Source organism: Acrocarpospora macrocephala (genome assembly GCF_009687865.1).
GTDB classification, from domain to species: Bacteria; Actinomycetota; Actinomycetes; order Streptosporangiales; family Streptosporangiaceae; genus Acrocarpospora; species Acrocarpospora macrocephala.
Genome location: NZ_BLAE01000036.1, coordinates 118,100 through 134,842, shown reverse-complemented (window position 1 = coordinate 134,842; position 16,743 = coordinate 118,100). Strand labels below are relative to the sequence as shown.

16 protein-coding genes are annotated in these 16,743 nt (G+C 69.0%); 10 read left to right on the top strand and 6 right to left on the bottom strand.

Annotated elements, in window-relative coordinates; all coding sequences use genetic code 11:
* Positions 1-6 precede the first annotated feature (6 nt).
* The 6 genes from Amac_RS30215 to Amac_RS30190 are packed head-to-tail and all read right to left on the bottom strand — an operon-like array spanning position 7 to position 5,895.
* Positions 7-1,197 carry a fumarylacetoacetate hydrolase family protein gene (locus Amac_RS30215; protein WP_155357812.1) on the bottom strand — a complete coding sequence of 397 codons (1,191 nt, stop codon included), beginning with the start codon at positions 1,195-1,197 and terminating at the stop codon, positions 7-9.
* Positions 1,194-2,507: an ABC transporter substrate-binding protein gene (locus Amac_RS30210; protein WP_170322737.1), complete on the bottom strand. Its 1,314-nt coding sequence runs from the start codon at positions 2,505-2,507 to the stop codon at positions 1,194-1,196. Before Amac_RS30210 ends, Amac_RS30215 begins: the two co-directional genes overlap by 4 nt.
* 31 nt (positions 2,508-2,538) lie before the next feature.
* Positions 2,539-3,585, bottom strand: coding sequence for a branched-chain amino acid ABC transporter permease (locus tag Amac_RS30205; RefSeq protein WP_155357810.1), 1,047 nt, complete (start codon positions 3,583-3,585; stop codon positions 2,539-2,541).
* The gene (locus Amac_RS30200; protein ID WP_155357809.1) at positions 3,578-4,456 is read right to left on the bottom strand and encodes a branched-chain amino acid ABC transporter permease; all 879 of its coding nucleotides are present in this window, start codon (positions 4,454-4,456) and stop codon (positions 3,578-3,580) included. The genes Amac_RS30205 and Amac_RS30200 overlap by 8 nt, the downstream gene beginning before the upstream one ends.
* A 10-nt stretch (positions 4,457-4,466) precedes the next feature.
* Positions 4,467-5,189: an ABC transporter ATP-binding protein gene (locus Amac_RS30195; protein WP_155357808.1), complete on the bottom strand. Its 723-nt coding sequence runs from the start codon at positions 5,187-5,189 to the stop codon at positions 4,467-4,469.
* Between the two features lies 1 nt (position 5,190).
* Entirely contained in the window at positions 5,191-5,895 is a 705-nt protein-coding gene (locus Amac_RS30190; protein WP_155357807.1) for an ABC transporter ATP-binding protein, read from the bottom strand.
* A gap of 59 nt (positions 5,896-5,954) precedes the next feature.
* Here Amac_RS30190 and Amac_RS30185 point away from each other — a divergent pair, with 59 nt between their 5' ends.
* From Amac_RS30185 to Amac_RS30140, 10 genes are all read left to right on the top strand, one after another.
* Positions 5,955-6,575 carry a TetR/AcrR family transcriptional regulator gene (locus Amac_RS30185; protein ID WP_155357806.1) on the top strand — a complete coding sequence of 207 codons (621 nt, stop codon included), beginning with the start codon at positions 5,955-5,957 and terminating at the stop codon, positions 6,573-6,575.
* Positions 6,572-8,959: a xanthine dehydrogenase family protein molybdopterin-binding subunit gene (locus tag Amac_RS30180; protein ID WP_155357805.1), complete on the top strand. Its 2,388-nt coding sequence runs from the start codon at positions 6,572-6,574 to the stop codon at positions 8,957-8,959. Before Amac_RS30185 ends, Amac_RS30180 begins: the two co-directional genes overlap by 4 nt.
* On the top strand, positions 8,956-9,768 hold the full coding sequence (locus Amac_RS30175; protein WP_155357804.1) for an FAD binding domain-containing protein: 813 nt from the start codon (positions 8,956-8,958) through the stop codon (positions 9,766-9,768). Before Amac_RS30180 ends, Amac_RS30175 begins: the two co-directional genes overlap by 4 nt.
* On the top strand, positions 9,762-10,229 hold the full coding sequence (locus Amac_RS30170; RefSeq protein ID WP_155357803.1) for a (2Fe-2S)-binding protein: 468 nt from the start codon (positions 9,762-9,764) through the stop codon (positions 10,227-10,229). The genes Amac_RS30175 and Amac_RS30170 overlap by 7 nt, the downstream gene beginning before the upstream one ends.
* Positions 10,230-10,450: 221 nt before the next feature.
* The gene (locus Amac_RS30165) at positions 10,451-11,515 is read left to right on the top strand and encodes a sugar ABC transporter substrate-binding protein (RefSeq protein ID WP_170322735.1); all 1,065 of its coding nucleotides are present in this window, start codon (positions 10,451-10,453) and stop codon (positions 11,513-11,515) included.
* A 34-nt stretch (positions 11,516-11,549) separates the two neighbouring features.
* Complete coding sequence (locus tag Amac_RS30160) at positions 11,550-13,091, top strand: sugar ABC transporter ATP-binding protein (protein ID WP_155357801.1); 1,542 nt, start codon at positions 11,550-11,552, stop codon at positions 13,089-13,091.
* Complete coding sequence (locus Amac_RS30155; RefSeq protein ID WP_155357800.1) at positions 13,088-14,053, top strand: ABC transporter permease; 966 nt, start codon at positions 13,088-13,090, stop codon at positions 14,051-14,053. Before Amac_RS30160 ends, Amac_RS30155 begins: the two co-directional genes overlap by 4 nt.
* Before the next feature lie 53 nt (positions 14,054-14,106).
* Positions 14,107-15,003: a dihydrodipicolinate synthase family protein gene (locus tag Amac_RS30150; protein WP_155357799.1), complete on the top strand. Its 897-nt coding sequence runs from the start codon at positions 14,107-14,109 to the stop codon at positions 15,001-15,003.
* A 52-nt stretch (positions 15,004-15,055) separates the two neighbouring features.
* A complete protein-coding gene (locus tag Amac_RS30145; protein WP_155357798.1) occupies positions 15,056-15,739 on the top strand; it encodes a GntR family transcriptional regulator in 684 nt (227 codons plus the stop codon).
* 106 nt (positions 15,740-15,845) lie between these two features.
* Positions 15,846-16,724 carry an LLM class flavin-dependent oxidoreductase gene (locus Amac_RS30140; protein ID WP_218041378.1) on the top strand — a complete coding sequence of 293 codons (879 nt, stop codon included), beginning with the start codon at positions 15,846-15,848 and terminating at the stop codon, positions 16,722-16,724.
* Positions 16,725-16,743 lie beyond the last annotated feature (19 nt).

Genomic DNA, 16,743 nt, shown 5'->3' with positions numbered 1-16,743 from the left:
TGGCGATTAACTGTCTCCCTGTTCGATCGATGACGGGTGAATCGTTCCGCGCACTTCTCCGAGGCCGATGCGTGCGGCGCCGGGACCAGGCGCCGTCGCGGTGATGACGACCTCGTCGCCGTCTTCGAGGTAGGTCCGCTGCCTCCCGTCCGGGAGCGCCAATTGCCGGCGGCCGTCCAGGGTGAGTTCGATCAACGAACCGGGATTCCCGATCGACGAGACCGTTCCGGACGCGAACAGGTCACCGGATCGAAGCGAGGCGCCGTTGACGGTCAGGTGCGCGAGCTGCTGCTCGGGCGTCCAGTAGACGTCGCGGTAGCGTGGCGCGCTGATCAGGTGCCCATTGAGGCGGACCTCGAAGTCGATGTCGAGTCCCATGTCGTGCCAGCCGGTCAGGTAGGGGTGAAGCGCCTGCTCTCTCGGCGGTGGCGGGATGCGCGCGGCGTCGAGCGCCTCGATCGGCAGTACCCAGTGCCCGATCGAGGTGGCGAACGACTTCCCGAGCATCGGTCCCAGGGGAACGTACTCGAACGCCTGGATGTCGCGAGCGGACCAGTCGTCAACCAGCACGACGCCGAAGATGTGCTCCCGGGCGTGCCCGCCCGGGAGCGGAGTTCCGAGCGTGGACCCGCGACCCACCACAAAACCCAGCTCGACCTCCAGGTCGAGCTTCCGGGTGGGACCGAATTCCGAAGGGCCGGCACCGCCTCCCGCCCGCTGGCCGTTAGGCCGGACGACCGGCGTTCCGGACGGCACGATCGTGCCGGCCCGGCCGTGGTAGCCGACGGGAAGGCTCAGCCAGTTCGGCTGCAACGGCGGCTGACCAGGCCGGAAGATTTGACTCAGGTTCTCCGCGTGCACTCGGGAGGAGTAGAAATCCACGTAGTCGGCGACGGTGAAGGGCTGATGAAGGTCGACGTCCGCGAGGTGATGGCCGTGCTCGCCCGGTGTCGTCGACAGCCATTCCTGGACTTTCGACCGAGCCCGCGACCAGGTCGTCCTGCCCGCCGCAAGGAGGGCGTCGAGGGTGGGCCGGTCGAACAGTTCCACCAGCGGGGAGCGCTCAGCGGCGGACAGAGCTGCGAGATCGACGACTCCCGGTCCGAATCGAACACCCACCCGAGGGCCTTGACCTGGATCGAAGACACCGTACGGGAGGGCGTCGAGTCCGTAGAGTTCGTCATCGGCTGAGGTCATGGCTTGCCGTCAGACGGGCGAGGAGCTCCGGAGGCTGACGGCTCTCGGACGTCAGCGCTCGGGTTCGTCCCGCGGATGATCAGGCTCGTCTTTCCGGCCGGCAGGTCGTCGCCTGACTTGGGATCGATGAACAGGAACGTCTTGCTTGCGCTGTCGTAGCGGCGCAGCTGAACCTGACCGATCGGCTCCGTAGTCCCCGCAGCGGCGAACCGCACGCCGTCGAGCATGGTGTCCACGTGCAGGTTGGCCTCGTGCGCGGCCCGCATCACCGACGCGCGATCGAGTGTCTCCGCCGATTTGAGGACATCGACGAGGAGCTGGCCCACCAGCCAACCGTCGAGCACGAAATCCTCATCGGGATCGGCGGCGGGCGAGTACTTTGCGAGTGCCTCACGGTAGGCCGCAAGAGCGCCGTCCTGCGCGAACTGCGGGTCGGTGGGGCTCTTGTACCAGGTCGTACCGATCATGTCGTCCCCCGCGCCGTCCTCAAGGAGCCCAAGCAGTCCACGAGACGTGCAGAAGTTGACGCTGAGCAGCAACGGGTTCCAGCGGGACGACTTGATGCCGTTGAGGATCTGCGGGCACTTGGTACCGAGCGCGGCGATGAACACCGCGTCGGCGCCGTCGGCGGCGAGCTGGGTGATCTGGGTTTCGACGCTGGGGGCACCGGGGTCGTAGGTCACCTGGGTGCCCACCGTGACACCGGCGTCTTTGAGCGGGCTGACGAGGGCGTCCACGTACGCCTTTCCGAAGGCGTCGTTCTGGCTGATGATCGACACCGATTTGACGCCCGCGTTGATGGCGCGCTGGGCGAGCGCCTGCGCCTCCAGGCTGTAGGTCGGGAACTGGATCTGCGACCAGGTCTGCGCGGGGTCGGCGACCACGGGAGCCCCGGTCTGGATGAACAGATTGGGCACGCAGTTGTCCTGCAGATCCTGCTGTACCGCGAGCGCCGTAGCGGTGCCGAGGATTCCGACGATGCCGAAGACTTTGTCCCGGTTGACAAGTTCGTTGACATTCGTGGCGGTCTTGGCGGGGTCGTAGCCATCGTCGAGGACGGTGAGCTCGATCTTCCTGCCGTTGACGCCGCCTTCCGCATTGACCGTCGCGAGATAGGCTTCGAGGCCGAAGTGGAACGTTCCGGGGATGGCCAGCGCCCCAGTGAGCGGCAGACTGGTTCCGAGCTTGATCGTGTCGGTGGTGACGCCCGCCGTCGGGTCGTAGTGGAGGCAGTCGGCGGTCAGATTGAGGCTGTCGCCGGTTGACGCGGGGTCGCCGCCGTCGCCGACTCGCGCCGTGCAGGCCGTCACGAGGAGGACGGCAGCGAGGAGCGATCCGGTGCTAGCCAATACGCGTCGTGGGCTGCGCCTGGTCGCGGGTGTCGTCGGTGTCATGGGGTGTTTCCTCTTGTTGAAGGGGGGCGGGGAGGACATGAGGAGCCGGGTGTGACCGCCGGCGCCTGAACCGGAGGCTGGAGATACCTCCAGGCGCGAGGAGCAGCAGGGCGATCAGGATCGCGCCATAGGCGAAGTTCGCCCATTCCGGGGAATACCTGCTGATCTGGGCCGGCAGGAGCTCCGCGATCGCCGCGCCGGCGAGCGGTCCTGCGAGCAGCGCGCGTCCCCCGATCACGAGCGCGGTGAGGAACACGATCGATCCGACGATCGTCATGTAGCTCGTGGTCGAGGAGATGAAGCCGCTCGTGACGGCGAAAAGGGCGCCCGCCAGGGCCGTGATCGTCGAGCTCGCCGCGAACACGCCGATCCGCAGCCGCATGGGGCGCACGCCGTACGTCACCGCGGCGATCTCGTTGTCGCCGAGGGCGCGCAGTGCGCGCCCGGTCCGGCTGCGGTCGAGCATGAAGACGCCGAGGACGACGAGGAGCAGCGCCCCGAGTACGACGTAGTAGCGGGTCTGGTCGGCGGCGAGGAACGATCCGCGCGGTGGTGTGATGCGGGGTACGCGCAGCCCTTCCGTGCCGCCGGTGATCTCGGAGAACGTGCTCAGCACGGCGGGCAGGGATGCCGCGAGCACCAAAGTCACGATCGCGAGGTGGGTGCCTTTGATCCGCAGGGAAGGAATGCCGAACAGCGCTCCGGCGATGCCGCCGGAGAGGGTGCCCGCGATGATCGCGGCGGTCATCGGAACGCCGGCATGGACGATGAGGACACCGGTCACGTAGGCGCCGATCCCGAAGAAGGCCGAGTGCCCGACGGAGACCTGTCCGGTGAAGCCGGTCAGCAGGTTGAGCCCGGCCACCGCGATGGCGACGACGAGGATCTGGGTGAACTGGGTGACCCTGAAGGGCTCGAAGAAGAGCGGGACGAGCACGAGGGCGAGGACAAGCGCGGCATTGGCCGCAGCGCGTACCGGGCGTGACTCAGACACGGGCCACCCGCTCCCGGCCGAAGAGTCCCTGCGGTCGCGACAGCAGGATCAGGACGATGATCGTGAGTGAGACCAGGATTCCGACATCCCCTGAGACACCCGGCACGAGGCCGGTGACCAGGCTCTCCACGACTCCCATGATCGCGCCGCCGACGATCGCGCCGAGCGCGCTGTCGAATCCGCCGATGGTGACCGCGGCGAGCGAGTAGACCAGGACCGTCGTCATCATGTGCGACTCGACATAGACGCCGAGGTTGGTGAGGCTGACGCCGGCCACGGCCCCGAGCGCCGCGGCGATGCCCCAGCCGATCATGTGCATCCGTTCGACGGGTATCCCCGCGACCCGGCTCGCCTCGGGGGCGGTCGCGACCGCGCGGAACCCGAGCCCGATCTTGGTCCGGACGAAGAAGAGGGTGAGCGCCGTGATCACCACCGCTTGCAGGAGAATCACCCCGATCAGCGACCACTGGACGCGGATCCCGCCGAACACGAGCCCCCCGGCGGGGAAGAGTCCTTCGAGGGGGCGCGGGTTCTGGCCGAAGGTCAGCTGACCGATGGCGTTGGCGCAGACATAGAGACCGATCATGATGACCACGGGGACGAGGTCACGGCGCATCGCAGGGCGCACGATCACCACCTGGATGAGCGCGCCTGCGGCGAACGAGGCCGCGGCCGCGACGGCGAGCGCGGGCCAGACGCCGAGACCGAGGCCGGTGAGCGCGACCGTCAACATCGCCGACAGCGTGGCGAACTCGCCCTGCGCGAAGTTGATCAGCCCGGTGCTCCGGTGGGCGACGACAATCGCCAGGGCGAGAGCGGCGTAGATCGCCCCCTTGCCGACGCCGTCGACGAGTAACTGGAGAGCCAGCATCGTGTCCCTCCTAATATCCCAGGTACGCCCGGCGGAGACCGGCGTCGTCGCGGATGGCTGCGGCCGGACCGTCAACCTGGATCTCTCCTGCTTCGAGCACGTACGCGCGATCGGCGATGCCGAGGCTCAGGTCGGCGTTCTGCTCGACCACGAGCAGGCTGAGCCCTTGCTCGTCGTGCAGTTCACGCAACGTGTCGAAGACGGCGCGCGTCACGGTCGGGGCGAGTCCGAGCGAGGGCTCATCAAGCACGAGAAGCCGCGGCCGGGCAAGGAGCGCCCGTCCGATCGCGAGCATCTGCTGCTCCCCACCACTGAGCAGCCCGGCCCGCTGGCCCGCGCGTTCGCCGAGGATGGGGAACCGCTCGACGATCTCGGAGATCTCGAGCGCGAGCGCCGCGGCGGTGACCCGGCGAGTATAGGCACCGAGCCGGAGGTTCTCCTGGACCGTCAGGTCGGCGAACGTGCCACGCCCTTCCGGAACCTGGACGAGCCCGAGGGACACGATCGCCGCCGGCGAGGCTCTCGTGATGTCCGTGCCGGCGAACTTTATCGACCCGGTCCGCTCGACATGACCGGTGATGGCGCGCAGCAGCGTCGTCTTGCCCGCCCCGTTCGCGCCGAGCAGGACGACCACCTCGCCCGGCGAGACCGTCAGGCTGACGCCGTGCAGAACGCGCGCCTGACCGTAGCGGGCGTGCAGGTTGTCCACGTCGAGCAGTGGTACGAGAGGCATCTCAGCTCCCCAGGTAGGCGCTGATGACGCGCGGGTCGGATCGCACGTCGGACGGCGCTCCATCGGCGATGACCTCGCCCGACGACATCACGACCACATGGCTGCTCATGCTCATGACCATCTGGACGTGGTGTTCGACGAGCAGGATGGTGAGGCCGAGCCGCTCCTTCACGGCGAGAAGGGTGTCGCGCATCTCGCCGACCTCCTCGTGGGTCAGGCCTCCCGCGGGCTCATCGAGCAGCAGGAGGTGCGGACCGCTCGCCAGCGCGCGGGCCAGCTCGACGCGCTTCTTGGTGCCGAGCGGGAGCCCTTCGGTGCTTCGGGACGCGTCGGCGGAAAGCCGCAGCAGCTCCAAGGTCTCGTCGACCGGCAGCGCCGGGCGCGACGCGTGGCGTGCGACATCAGCCCCGATCCGGACGTTGCCGCGCACGTCGAGGGACGGGAACAGGGCGGCGTGCTGGAAGGTACGGGCGACTCCCAATTCCGGGAGGCGGGACGCCCGGACTCCGATCAGATCGATCCCGTCGAGGCTGAGCGCCCCGCTGTCGGGGGTGAGGATGCGGCTGATGCAGTTGAACATCGTCGTCTTGCCCGCTCCGTTGGGTCCGATCAGGGCAGTGACGCCTCCGGCGGCGACCTCGAACGTGACGTCGCGTAAGGCCTGTACACCTCGGAAGGCGAGTGACAGGCGCTCGACCCTGAGCATGTGGAAGCTCCCATTATGTTTACGTTACGGTATCGTAAATAATGTCCTAGAGTAGGGATATGACGATCCCTGGGTCAAGGTCGGCATTGGAGTCTCGAGAGAGCGCACCTCGAGGCCGCGGCCGACCACGAGATATCGACGCCGATGCCCGTATCCTGCGAGCGGCCCTGCACGTGCTCTCGCGCGAGGGGTTCGCCTCGATGAGCATGGACGCCGTCGCCGAACGCGCGGGGGTGAGCAAGCCGAGCATCTACCGCCGGTGGTCCACCAAGATCGAACTGGCCACCGCAGCGATCGCCACGATGGCGAACGACGATCCGCCCACCACCGAGGCGGATGCGTGGAAGGCGCTCCGCACGGAGCTGCGGCTGTTCGAACGCGCGGTCAGCCGGGACCACGGCATGAGCATCATCGGCACGCTGCTCGCGCATGAAGAACAGCAGCCCGGGATGATCGCCCTCTACCGGGAACAGGTCGTCCGAGCGCGACGCAATCGCGTGCGAGCCGTGCTCGATCGGGGCGTCAGGGAGGGTCAGTTCCCGGCGGACATCGACGTCAACCTCGTGCTGAACATGATGTTCGGCTACTACTACGCGAGTTACATCGGCGGCGAGCCCCAGCCCGCCGATTGGCCGGATCGGTGCGTCGATCTCGTCCGAAGGGCGACGGAGGCTCGATGACCTACGTCGGCGCGTCGATCCCCGGACGCAACAACCGTCGTTCGGCCGCGGGCGCGGCCACCTACGTCGACGACATCCGGCCCGACGGCTGCCTGGTCATGGCTGTCGTGCGAAGCCCGCACGCCCACGCCCGCATCCGGTCGGTGGACACGAGCGCCGGGCACGATCTCGACGGTGTCGCGCTCGTCCTCACCGGCGAGGAACTCCGGGACGCCGGCATCGCGATCCACCCGAGCGGCACGAACGTCAACTTCACGCCTCGGACCGCCGTACGTCACGTGCTGGCCGTGGACAAGGTCCGCTATGTCGGCGAGCCCGTCGCGGCAGTCGTGGCACGCGACTACGTGACCGCTCGCGCCGCCGCCCAGGCCGTGCTCGTCGCGTACGAGACGCTCCCGGCCCTGGGCGACGCCCGCGCGGCGCTGAAACCCGGCGCGGTACTCGTCGAGGAGAGCTGGCCGGACAATGTCATGGTCGACTACCCGATCGCGCGAGGAGACGCCGACGCGGTGCTCGCGGCCACCCCGCCGAGCGGCCGGACCTCGGGCACTCTCGTCTGCAACCGCGTCGCCGCGACTCCGCTGGAGGGCCGTGGCATCATCGCCGACTACAACCCCTACGACGAGACCATGACCTGCTGGGCGTCGACCCAGGCGCCCCACGTGCTGCGCGCGCTCCTGTCCGCGGCACTGTCCTTTCCGGAGGGGAATCTCCGCGTCATTCAGCCCCAGGTGGGCGGCGCGTTCGGGGGCAAGATCCCGATGTTCCCCGAGGACGTGATCACCGCGTACGCGTCGAGGCGGCTCGGCCGGCCGGTGAAATGGATCGAACAACGCGACGAGTACCTCTCGGCGGGCGGCCATTCCCGTGACATGCGCTGCGACTACGAGGTGGCGTTCGAGCCCGACGGCAGGATCACGGCGCTCAAAGCCGGCCTCCTCGCCGACGTAGGCGCCCAGTCCACGTTCCTGGGGTGGCTGATGGCGATCGTGAGCGCGGCGTGCATGCCGGGCTCCTACGTCGTGGACCACGTCTCGATCCGGCTGCGCGCCGTGGTCAGCAATCGGGGTCCATGGCAGGCCTACCGGGGCTATGGCAAGGAAGTCGCCGCGTTCTTCATGGAGCGCATTCTCGATGATGTGGCCCGGGCAGCTGGACTCGGTCGCGATGCCGTACGCACCCGCAACTTCATCTCCCCCAGCCACTTCCCGTTCGTCCAGCCCTCCGGCTGGGTGACCGACTCCGGCGACTACCAGGGCACGCTGGAGGCGGTGCAGGAGCTGATCGGCTGGGACGACTTCCCGGCGCGCCAAGCGGCGGCACGGGCGGACGGCCGCTATCTCGGCATCGGTATCGGCCACGAGCTCACCCCGGAAGGCAGTTCACGACCTGACGCCCTGCTCAACGGCACCGATTCGGCGACCGTGAAGATGACTCCTCGCGGTGATGTCACGGTGCTGACGGGAGTCACCTCCCCCGGCAGCGGAAACGAGACCGGCATCGCCCAGATCGTCGCCGAATGTCTCGGCGCCGACCTCGACCGGGTGCGGGTGCTGCAAGGGGACACCCAGTCGGCGCCGCACGGCAACGGCAACTACAGCTCGCGAAGCCTGACCTTCGGTGGATCGTCCGCGCGACTCGCCGCCCTGGTGATTCGCGAGAAACTCGAGATCGTGGCAGGGCGCATGCTCAACGCGGACCGGGCGGACCTGGAGGTGACGGGACACCGCATCCGCTCCCGGGCAAGCGGCCAGTCGGTGACGTTCGATGAGGTCGCGGCGGAGATCTACCGCAAACCGCACGGCCGTCACATGGCCGGCATCGACCCTGCTCTCGAAGCGACCCGCGCCTTCAAGATCGACAACGTCTACCACAGAAAGGACGAGGACGGGCGCTACAACCAGTACCCGACCTGGTCCTTCTCCACCGGCGCGTGCATCGTGGAGGTGACCCCCGAGACCGGAGATGTGCGAATAGAGAAGTTCGCTCTCGTGCACGACTGCGGCGTCGTGGTCAATCCGCTGCTCGCCGAGGCACAGCTGCACGGCGCCATCATGCAGGGCATCGGGGCAAGCCTGTACGAGGAGATCGTCTACGACGACGACGCCATCCCGCAGACTCCGACCCTGCGGGAGTACACGCTGCCCGGTATCCGGGAAAGCGTCGACATCGTGCTCGGTCACCGGTCGACGCCCTCACCTTTCACCTTCATGGGCATGAAGGGCGTCGGAGAATCGGGTATCTCCGCGCCAGGACCGGCGATCGCCTCGGCGATCGACGACGCGCTCGCCGACTTCGGGGTACGAATGACGACGATGCCATTCACCCCCGCGCGGGTGTGGGCAGCCATTCAGACCGCGCGCTCGGCCGGGCGAGGCGAATGATGCCGGCGTCCTTCGCCGCTCCGCGGACTCTTCCAGAGCTCCTCACCGAACTCGACGGCGAGGCGACGATCCTGGCCGGCGGGATGACGATCATGCCGCTGCTCAACCGGGGCATCGGCCGCGCCGGCAAAATCGTCTCGCTCAGCGGCATTCCGGCACTGCGGGGTATCGCACGCTCGGGAGACTCCGTTCGCTTCGGCGCGATGGCCACCCACTCCGAGATAGCCTCCGACCCGATCGTGGCCGAGCACGTGCCCATCCTCGCCACGGCCGCCGCGGGCATCGGAGACGTTCAAGTACGCAATCGCGGCACCATCGGCGGAGTCGCGGCATACGGCAACGCCGGCGCCGATTACGTCACCGCGTTGACGGCACTCGGCGCGAGGGTGGTCGTCGCCAGCCGGCGGGGCTCGCGAGAAGTGGCCTTCGATCGTTTCGTGCTCGGGCTCCGGCGTACGGATCTGGCGCGCGACGAGGTGATCGTCGCGGTTGAAGTGCCGTCCACCAGCGGCGGGCGAACCGCGTTCGAGAGGTACTTCCGGGTTCAGGGCGCCGCGCCGACCATCACCGCCGCGGCTGTTCTCATGCCGGATCGCGGCCGGCTCGCCGTCGGCGGCGCGACACCCACACCGGTGATCGTGGAACTGGGCCGCGAATTCGACCTGGCCGCGACACTCGACGCAGTCGATGAGGCCTGCGCCGGCCGGCCTTTCGGCGACGCGCACAACCCGGCGCCCTACCGGCGAGCCATGGCCAGGAACTTCGCGGCGCGCGTGCTTCGACACGCGCGGGAGGAACAGCCATGCTGATCTCAGTCGAGGTGAACGGCGAAGTCGTCACCTGGGATGTCGACCCTCGGGAAACCCTGATCGACGCGATCCGCGAGCGGGCCCGGTTGACCGGCGCCCACGTGGGGTGCCGATCCGCGAGCTGCGGAGCATGCACACTCAGCCTCGACGGGCTCACGGTCAAATCATGCTGCCTGCTCGCCGCGGAAGCAGACGGCCGGACGATCCGTACCGTCGAGGACGGCCGGACACCCCCCGAAGTCGACGACATTCAGGAAGCCTTCATCGCCGCCCAGGGCATGCAGTGCGGATACTGCACACCCGGCATGGTGATGTCCGTCCGCCACCTGCTGGCACAGAACCCGGATCCATCTGACGACGAGATCCGGCGCGGCCTCGCCGGCAACCTCTGCCGCTGCACCGGCTACGTGAACATCCTCAAGGCCGTACGCGCGGTACGCGACGCACGCCTGGGGCGGTGATCGCGGCGACGTCGCGGGATCGGGCCTGACGAGGTGGCCACGACCACCGGTGCCGCAGGTGGTGGGGGGTGAATCGGTCATGTACCGCTCCTGCTGGGAGGCGACGGGCCGGAGTCGTTGACGGGGCAGTTGCAGTGTGACATTGTACTGACCTCCCCGTCGAGGGCACCGAGGAAAGATCCGTCGAGGTCGTCGACATGCCACAACTTTGTGAGGTGCCCGTGTCAGGACGTCCACTTCGCCGCAGCGGTCTCGCGGTTCTCGCGGCTGCCGCGCTCAGCTTCTCGCTGGCCGCCTGCAACTCTGACGTCACCGGCTCCCAGACGGCGAGCTCGGCCGCCGGGGAGCAGGCCAAGCACACCGGCCCGGTACGGATAGCGCTGCTGGCCGCGTCCAGCCAGAACGGCTTCAACAAGGCCGTCTACGACGGCGCGCTCGCGCAGGCGAAGAAGCTCGGCGACGTCGAGGTGACCATCTTCGACGGCAAGTTCGACAGCCAGACGCAGTTCAACCAGCTGCAGAACGTGGCCGGCCAGGGCAAGTTCGACGGCATCGTCATCGTGCCCAACGACAACGTCGGCGTCGCGGCGGCGGTTCCGGCCGCGGCTCAGGCGAAGGTTCCGGTCGTGACGGTCCTGTTCCCCATTGGGCCCAACCTGACCGAGATGACCCCTCAGACGCCCGGTGTCGTCTCCACCGTCGCCTCGAACGCCGAGACGGACGCCAAGGCGCAGGCCGAAGGCGTGGTGACGTACTGCGAGGGGAAGGACCCCTGCAATGTCGCGATCCTGATCGGCCAGCTGCAGTTCCCGTTCGACAACCTGCGTTACAAGGCCTACCAGTCGGTCCTCGAGCAGCACAGCAACATCAAGGTCGTCGCGACCGGTCAGGGCAACTACGACCGCGACACGTCGCTGAAGGCGATGCAGAACATCCTCCAGGCGAATCCGAAGCTGGACGCCGTGCTCTCGAACGCCGACCAGCAGACCACCGGCGCGCAGATCGCGCTGGAGAGCGCGGGGCTGGATCTCTCGAAGATGTACGTCACCGGCGGTGGCGGCAACACCGAGGCGATCAAGCAGGTGCGGGCGGGCAAGTGGGCCGCCGACCTCGTGAACTTCCCGGTCAGCATGGGCGGCGCCGCGCTGGACCAGGCGGTGAACGCGGTGCTGGGCAAGCCGGTGACCGCGGTCGTCGACGCGAACAAGCTGGGACCCGTGCCGCTCATCGTCACCAAGGAGATTCTCGGCCAGTATCCCGATTTTTCCGGCGAGTGGTCCGACTGACCCGATCGACGACGTGACCAAAGGAGGTGATGGCGTGACCGCGGAACCAGCCGTATCCGTACGGAACCTATCCAAACGATTCGGGTCTACTCAGGCGCTGAGCGCGGTCACGCTGTCGTTCGCCCGGGGCGAGGTGCACGGCCTGGTCGGCGAGAACGGCGCCGGCAAGTCGACCCTGGGCAAGATGATCGGCGGCCTGTACCACCAGGACACGGGTGACCTGGACGTGTTCGGCAAGCGGGTCCGGCGCTGGGACATCAAGCGCGCCCAGGACGCGGGCGTCGTCCTCATCGCCCAGGAGCTGTGCCTGGTGCCCGCCCTCACCGTCGCGCAGAACGTCTTCCTCGGACGCGAGAGGCGTACGTTCGGCGTGCTGCACTCCGGCCTGGAACGGCGCTACCGGGAGCTCGAGCGGATCTGCCGCTTCGGACTGCCGCCGGACGTGCCCGTCGACCGGCTGTCGATCGCCGACCAGCAGAAGGTCGAGATCATGCGGGCGCTCGCCCGCGACGCGCGCGTCATCGTGATGGACGAGCCGACGTCCTCGCTCACCGCCGACGAGACGGCCCGGCTGCACGACATCATCGGCTGGCTCAAGTCGCGCGGCACCACGATCATCTATGTCACCCACTTCCTGGAAGACGTGCTGGCGCACTGCGACCGGGTGACCGTGATGCGCGACGGCAGGCTCATCCGCACCGCGGACACCGGGCGGGAGACGAAAGCGAGTCTCGTCGAGGCCATGCTCGGCGAGCCCGCCGACATGCTGCTCCCCGAACGGCCGCCGGCGCCCGGCGCGCGGACCGCGCCGCTGGTCGAGATGTCCGACGTCCACAGCGGCGAGCGGGTACGCGGCGTGTCGCTGACGGTCAGGCCGGGCGAGATCGTCGGCCTGGCCGGTCTGGTCGGCAGCGGCCGTACCGAGATCGCCAGGGTGCTGTTCGGCTGCGAGCCGGCCGACTCGGGCCGGATCGCCTTCCGCGGCGAGGAGGTCCGCGCCGCCTCGGCGCGGGCCTCCATCGCGCGGGGCATGGCGATGATCCCCGAAGACCGGCGAGCGCAGGGCCTGGTCCTGATGCGGCCCTTGTTCGAGAACGTGACGCTGCCCCACCTCGGCGGATTCTCCCGGATGGGGGTGCTCGGGCGCCGCGCCGAGCGGGCGGCGGTCGGGGAGCTCATCGAGCGGCTCGGGGTGCGCCCGCGCCAGGTCGACGGCGACATCTCCGTCTACTCGGGCGGCAACCAGCAGAAGGTCCTCTTCGCCAAGTGGTTGCTGGGCCGGCCGGAGTTCCTGATCCTCGACGAGCCCACGCGCGGCGTCGACGTCGGCGCCAAGGCCCGCATCTACCAGCTCATCGTCGACATCGCCACGGCGGGCACCGGAGTCCTGCTCATCTCCTCCGAACTCGAGGAGGTGGTCGGGCTGAGCCACCGCGTCTACCTGGTGCGGCAAGGCTCGCTCATCGGCGAGGTGGCGGCCGCGGAGACCTCGGTGGAGGTCCTGCTGCAGCGGCTGTTCGGCGTCGGCGACACCCCCACGACCAGCACACCTTCCGGCAACGGGGAGGACCAATGAAGAGCACGTCCGCAACGCCGGAGACGGCGGCCGCCCAGGTGCTGCCCTTCGTCCGCCAGTACGCGGTCCTGATCCTGCTCGTCGCGTTGTTCGTGACGCTGAGCGTGTCGACCTCGTCGTTCCTGACCCTGACCAACCTGATCAACATCCTCAACCAGAACGCCCCGCTGGCGATCATCGCCGTCGCGGGCACCCTGGTCGTCATCTGCGGCGGCTTCGACCTGTCGACCGGCGCCATCTTCAGCGTCGCCGGCGTCGTCGCGGCGTGGGTCGCGGTCCGCCTGGGCAGCCCCGTGCTGGGCCTGCTCTCGGCGCCCGCCGTCGGAGCGATCCTCGGCCTGATCAACGGGCTCTCGATCACCCGCCTCAAGATTCACTCGTTCCTGGCGACGCTGGCCTCGAGCCTGGTCTACGGCGGTCTGGCCGTGCTCATCACCGGCGGCTTCCTGATCAGTGTCGGCGACGGCTCGTTCACGGCGCTGGGCCGGGGCGGCGTCGGTCCCGTCTACTACGCCGTGCTCATCCTGGGCGCCTTCGCGCTGGTGTCCGGGTTCTTGCTCAACTACACCACCTTCGGCCGGTACGTGCTGTCGGTCGGCGGCAACCCCGAGGCGGCCGAACTCTCCGGTATCCGGGTCGACCGGGTCAAGCTGTACACCTTTCTCTACAGCGGTCTGGCGGCCGGGATCGCCGCGGCCATCGGCGTGTCCCGCATCGGCAGCGGCCAGCCCCAGGCCGGAAACGGCCTGCAACTGCTGGCCATCGCCGCCGTCATCCTCGGCGGCACCAGCATCTACGGCGGCATCGGCGCGATCTGGCGGTCCGTGTGCGGCGTGTACCTGCTGGCCCTCATCGACAACGGGTTCGACATCCTCAACGCCAACCCGTTCTTCAAAGATCTGACGACCGGCGTCGTCATCCTCGCCGCCGTCGCGCTGAGCGCGACGAGGAGAGGCAGATGACCACGGGTACGGCGCCCGGGTCGAGTATTCCGCAATCAATGATGGGAGCAAGCATGCGAGCGCGACTGAAGCCCTGGCACGGCGTGCTGGTGGCCGCGGCGCTGCCGATGGACGACCGGCTCGATGTCGACCTCGAGCGTTACGCCGAGCACATCCGGTGGCTCGCCGCCGAGGGCTGCGACGGCGTGACTCCGAACGGGTCACTGGGGGAGTACCAGACCCTCACCGACGACGAGCGCCGCTCGGTCGTGCGGGTGGCCCTCGACGCCGCCCCCGACGGTTTCACCGTGATGCCCGGCATCGCCGCGTACGGCGCCCTGGAAGCGCGCCGGTGGGCCGAGGACGCGGCCGAGGCCGGCTGCCCGGCCGTGATGCTCCTGCCGCCGAACGCCTACCGGGCCGACGAGCGCGCCGTCGTCGACCATTACCGGGAGGTCGCGAAGGCCGGCGTGCCGGTGGTCGCCTACAACAATCCCATCGACACCAAGGTCGATCTCTCCCCGGCGCTGCTCGCCCGGCTGCACGCCGAGGGCCTCATCGTGGGTGTCAAGGAGTTCTCCGGCGACGTCCGGCGGATCTACCAGATCGCCGAGCTCGCCCCGGACCTGGACGTTCTCGCCGGTTCCGACGACGTCACCCTGGAACTGGTCCTCGCCGGGGCGCCGGGCTGGATCTCGGGATACCCGAACGCGCTGCCGCGCTCCTGCGTGGAGCTGTTCGACGCGGCCGCCGCGGGCGACCTGGCCACGGCCCTTCCGCTGTACCGGTTGCTGCACCCGCTCCTGCGCTGGGACTCGAAGGTCGAGTTCGTGCAGGCGATCAAGCTGTCGATGGACATCGTGGGGCGCTATGGCGGGCCGTGCCGGCCGCCGCGCGTGCCGCTGACCGGCGAGCAGGAGCGCGCCGTGCGGGAAGCCACGGAGCGGGCGGTCGCCGCCGGGTGCCGGTAACTCGTGTCAGCATGGTCCGGGGAGATCCCGTGCGGCTTGGGAAAGGTGCGTCATGGCGGAGTCGTTGGAGCTGCCGACCCTGGCGGTGCGGCGCAGCGTGCGCGACCAGGTCGCGCACGCCCTGCGCGCGGCACTCGTGGCCGGTCAGATGCGGCCCGGCGAGGTCTACTCCGCCCCCGCCCTCGCCGCGCAGTTAGGTGTGTCGGCCACGCCGGTCCGGGAGGCGATGCTCGACCTGGTCAAGGAGGGCCTCGTCGAGACGGTGCGCAACCGGGGTTTCCGGGCCACCGAGCTGTCCGACCAGGAGCTCGACGACATCACCGAGATACGGCAGCTGCTCGAAGTGCCCACGACCGTGAAGGCGATCGGCGTCGCGACCGCCGGCGACCTGGCCCGGCTGCGGCCGATGGCGCAGCGGATCGTCGACGTCGCGCAGCAGAAAGACCTGATCGCCTACATCGAGGACGACCGCCGGTTCCACCTGGAACTGCTCGCGCTGGCGGGCAACGCGGAGCTGGTCTCGCTGGTCGGCGAGCTGCGGGCCAGGACCCGGCTGTTCGGGCTCACCCGGCTCGCCGAGACCGGCGAACTGAACGCCTCGGCGCTGGAACACATCCAGATGCTCGACCTCATCGCGGCCGACGACCGCGATGGCCTCGAACGGTTGATCGAAGCCCACATCGGTCACGTGCGCGGCAGCTGGGCGGGCCGGGAAGAACGTCCCCGGCGCCGGTAGCCGCGCTCCTCGTATCCACCTCTCCCGCGACCGGTCGAACAGAGACGACGGGCCGTCATGCCGGCGCGCCCCCGACTCTTCGCCACCATTGAATGGAGAAAGCCCGTTGCTCGCCCTGTCGGCTCTCGTCCTTCCCGACCGTGATCCCCCCGCCGCCTTCATCGCCGACGTCCAGCAGGCCGAGGCCGCGGGCCTGCGTACGGTATGGACCTACGACCACCTGACCTGGCCGGCACTGCGGGAACGGCCCTGGTACGCCAGCGTGCCGCTGCTGGCCGCGGCCGCGGTCGCCACCAGCCGGGTGCGGTTGGGCACCCAGGTGGCGACGCCGAACTTCCGGCATCCGGTCACCTTCGCCAAGGAGATCATGACGCTCGACCGGATCAGCGGCGGCCGGCTCGACATCGGCGTCGGCGCGGGCAGCGAGGGCCCGGACGCGCTCGTCCTCGGTGACCCGCCGCGGGACCGCCGCGAACGAGCCGAGCGGTTCGCCGAGTGGCTCCGCCTGCTCGACCAGCTGCTCACCCAGCCGGTGACCACTCTGCGGGGGGAGCGTTTCAGCGCCGTCGACGCCCACCAGATCCCCGGTTGCGTCCAGCGGCCGCGCGTGCCGCTGACGGTGGCCGCCGCCGGTCCGCGGGCGCTGCGATCGGCCGCGCGCTTCGGCCAGGCGTGGGTCACCTACGGCCCGTACGGGGGGCAGGTCGACCCGGAATCCTGGTTCCGGGCCATCGGCGACCAGAGCGCGGCGCTGACCCGGGAACTCGAGGCCACCGGCAGGGCGGCGGCATCTGTGCGCCGGATAGTCCAGCTCGCGCTGGACGTGAGGTGGCCGTTCGAGAGCGCCGCCAGGTACGCGGACTTCCTCGGCCGCCTGGCGGCGCTGGGATTCGACGAGGTCACCGTGCACTGGCCGCGTGCCGATGACGGGCGCGGGCTGCCGGCGGACGTGCTCGAGTCGGTGCTCGCCGCGCACGGGCTGTGACCATTTCTCAGACAGGAAG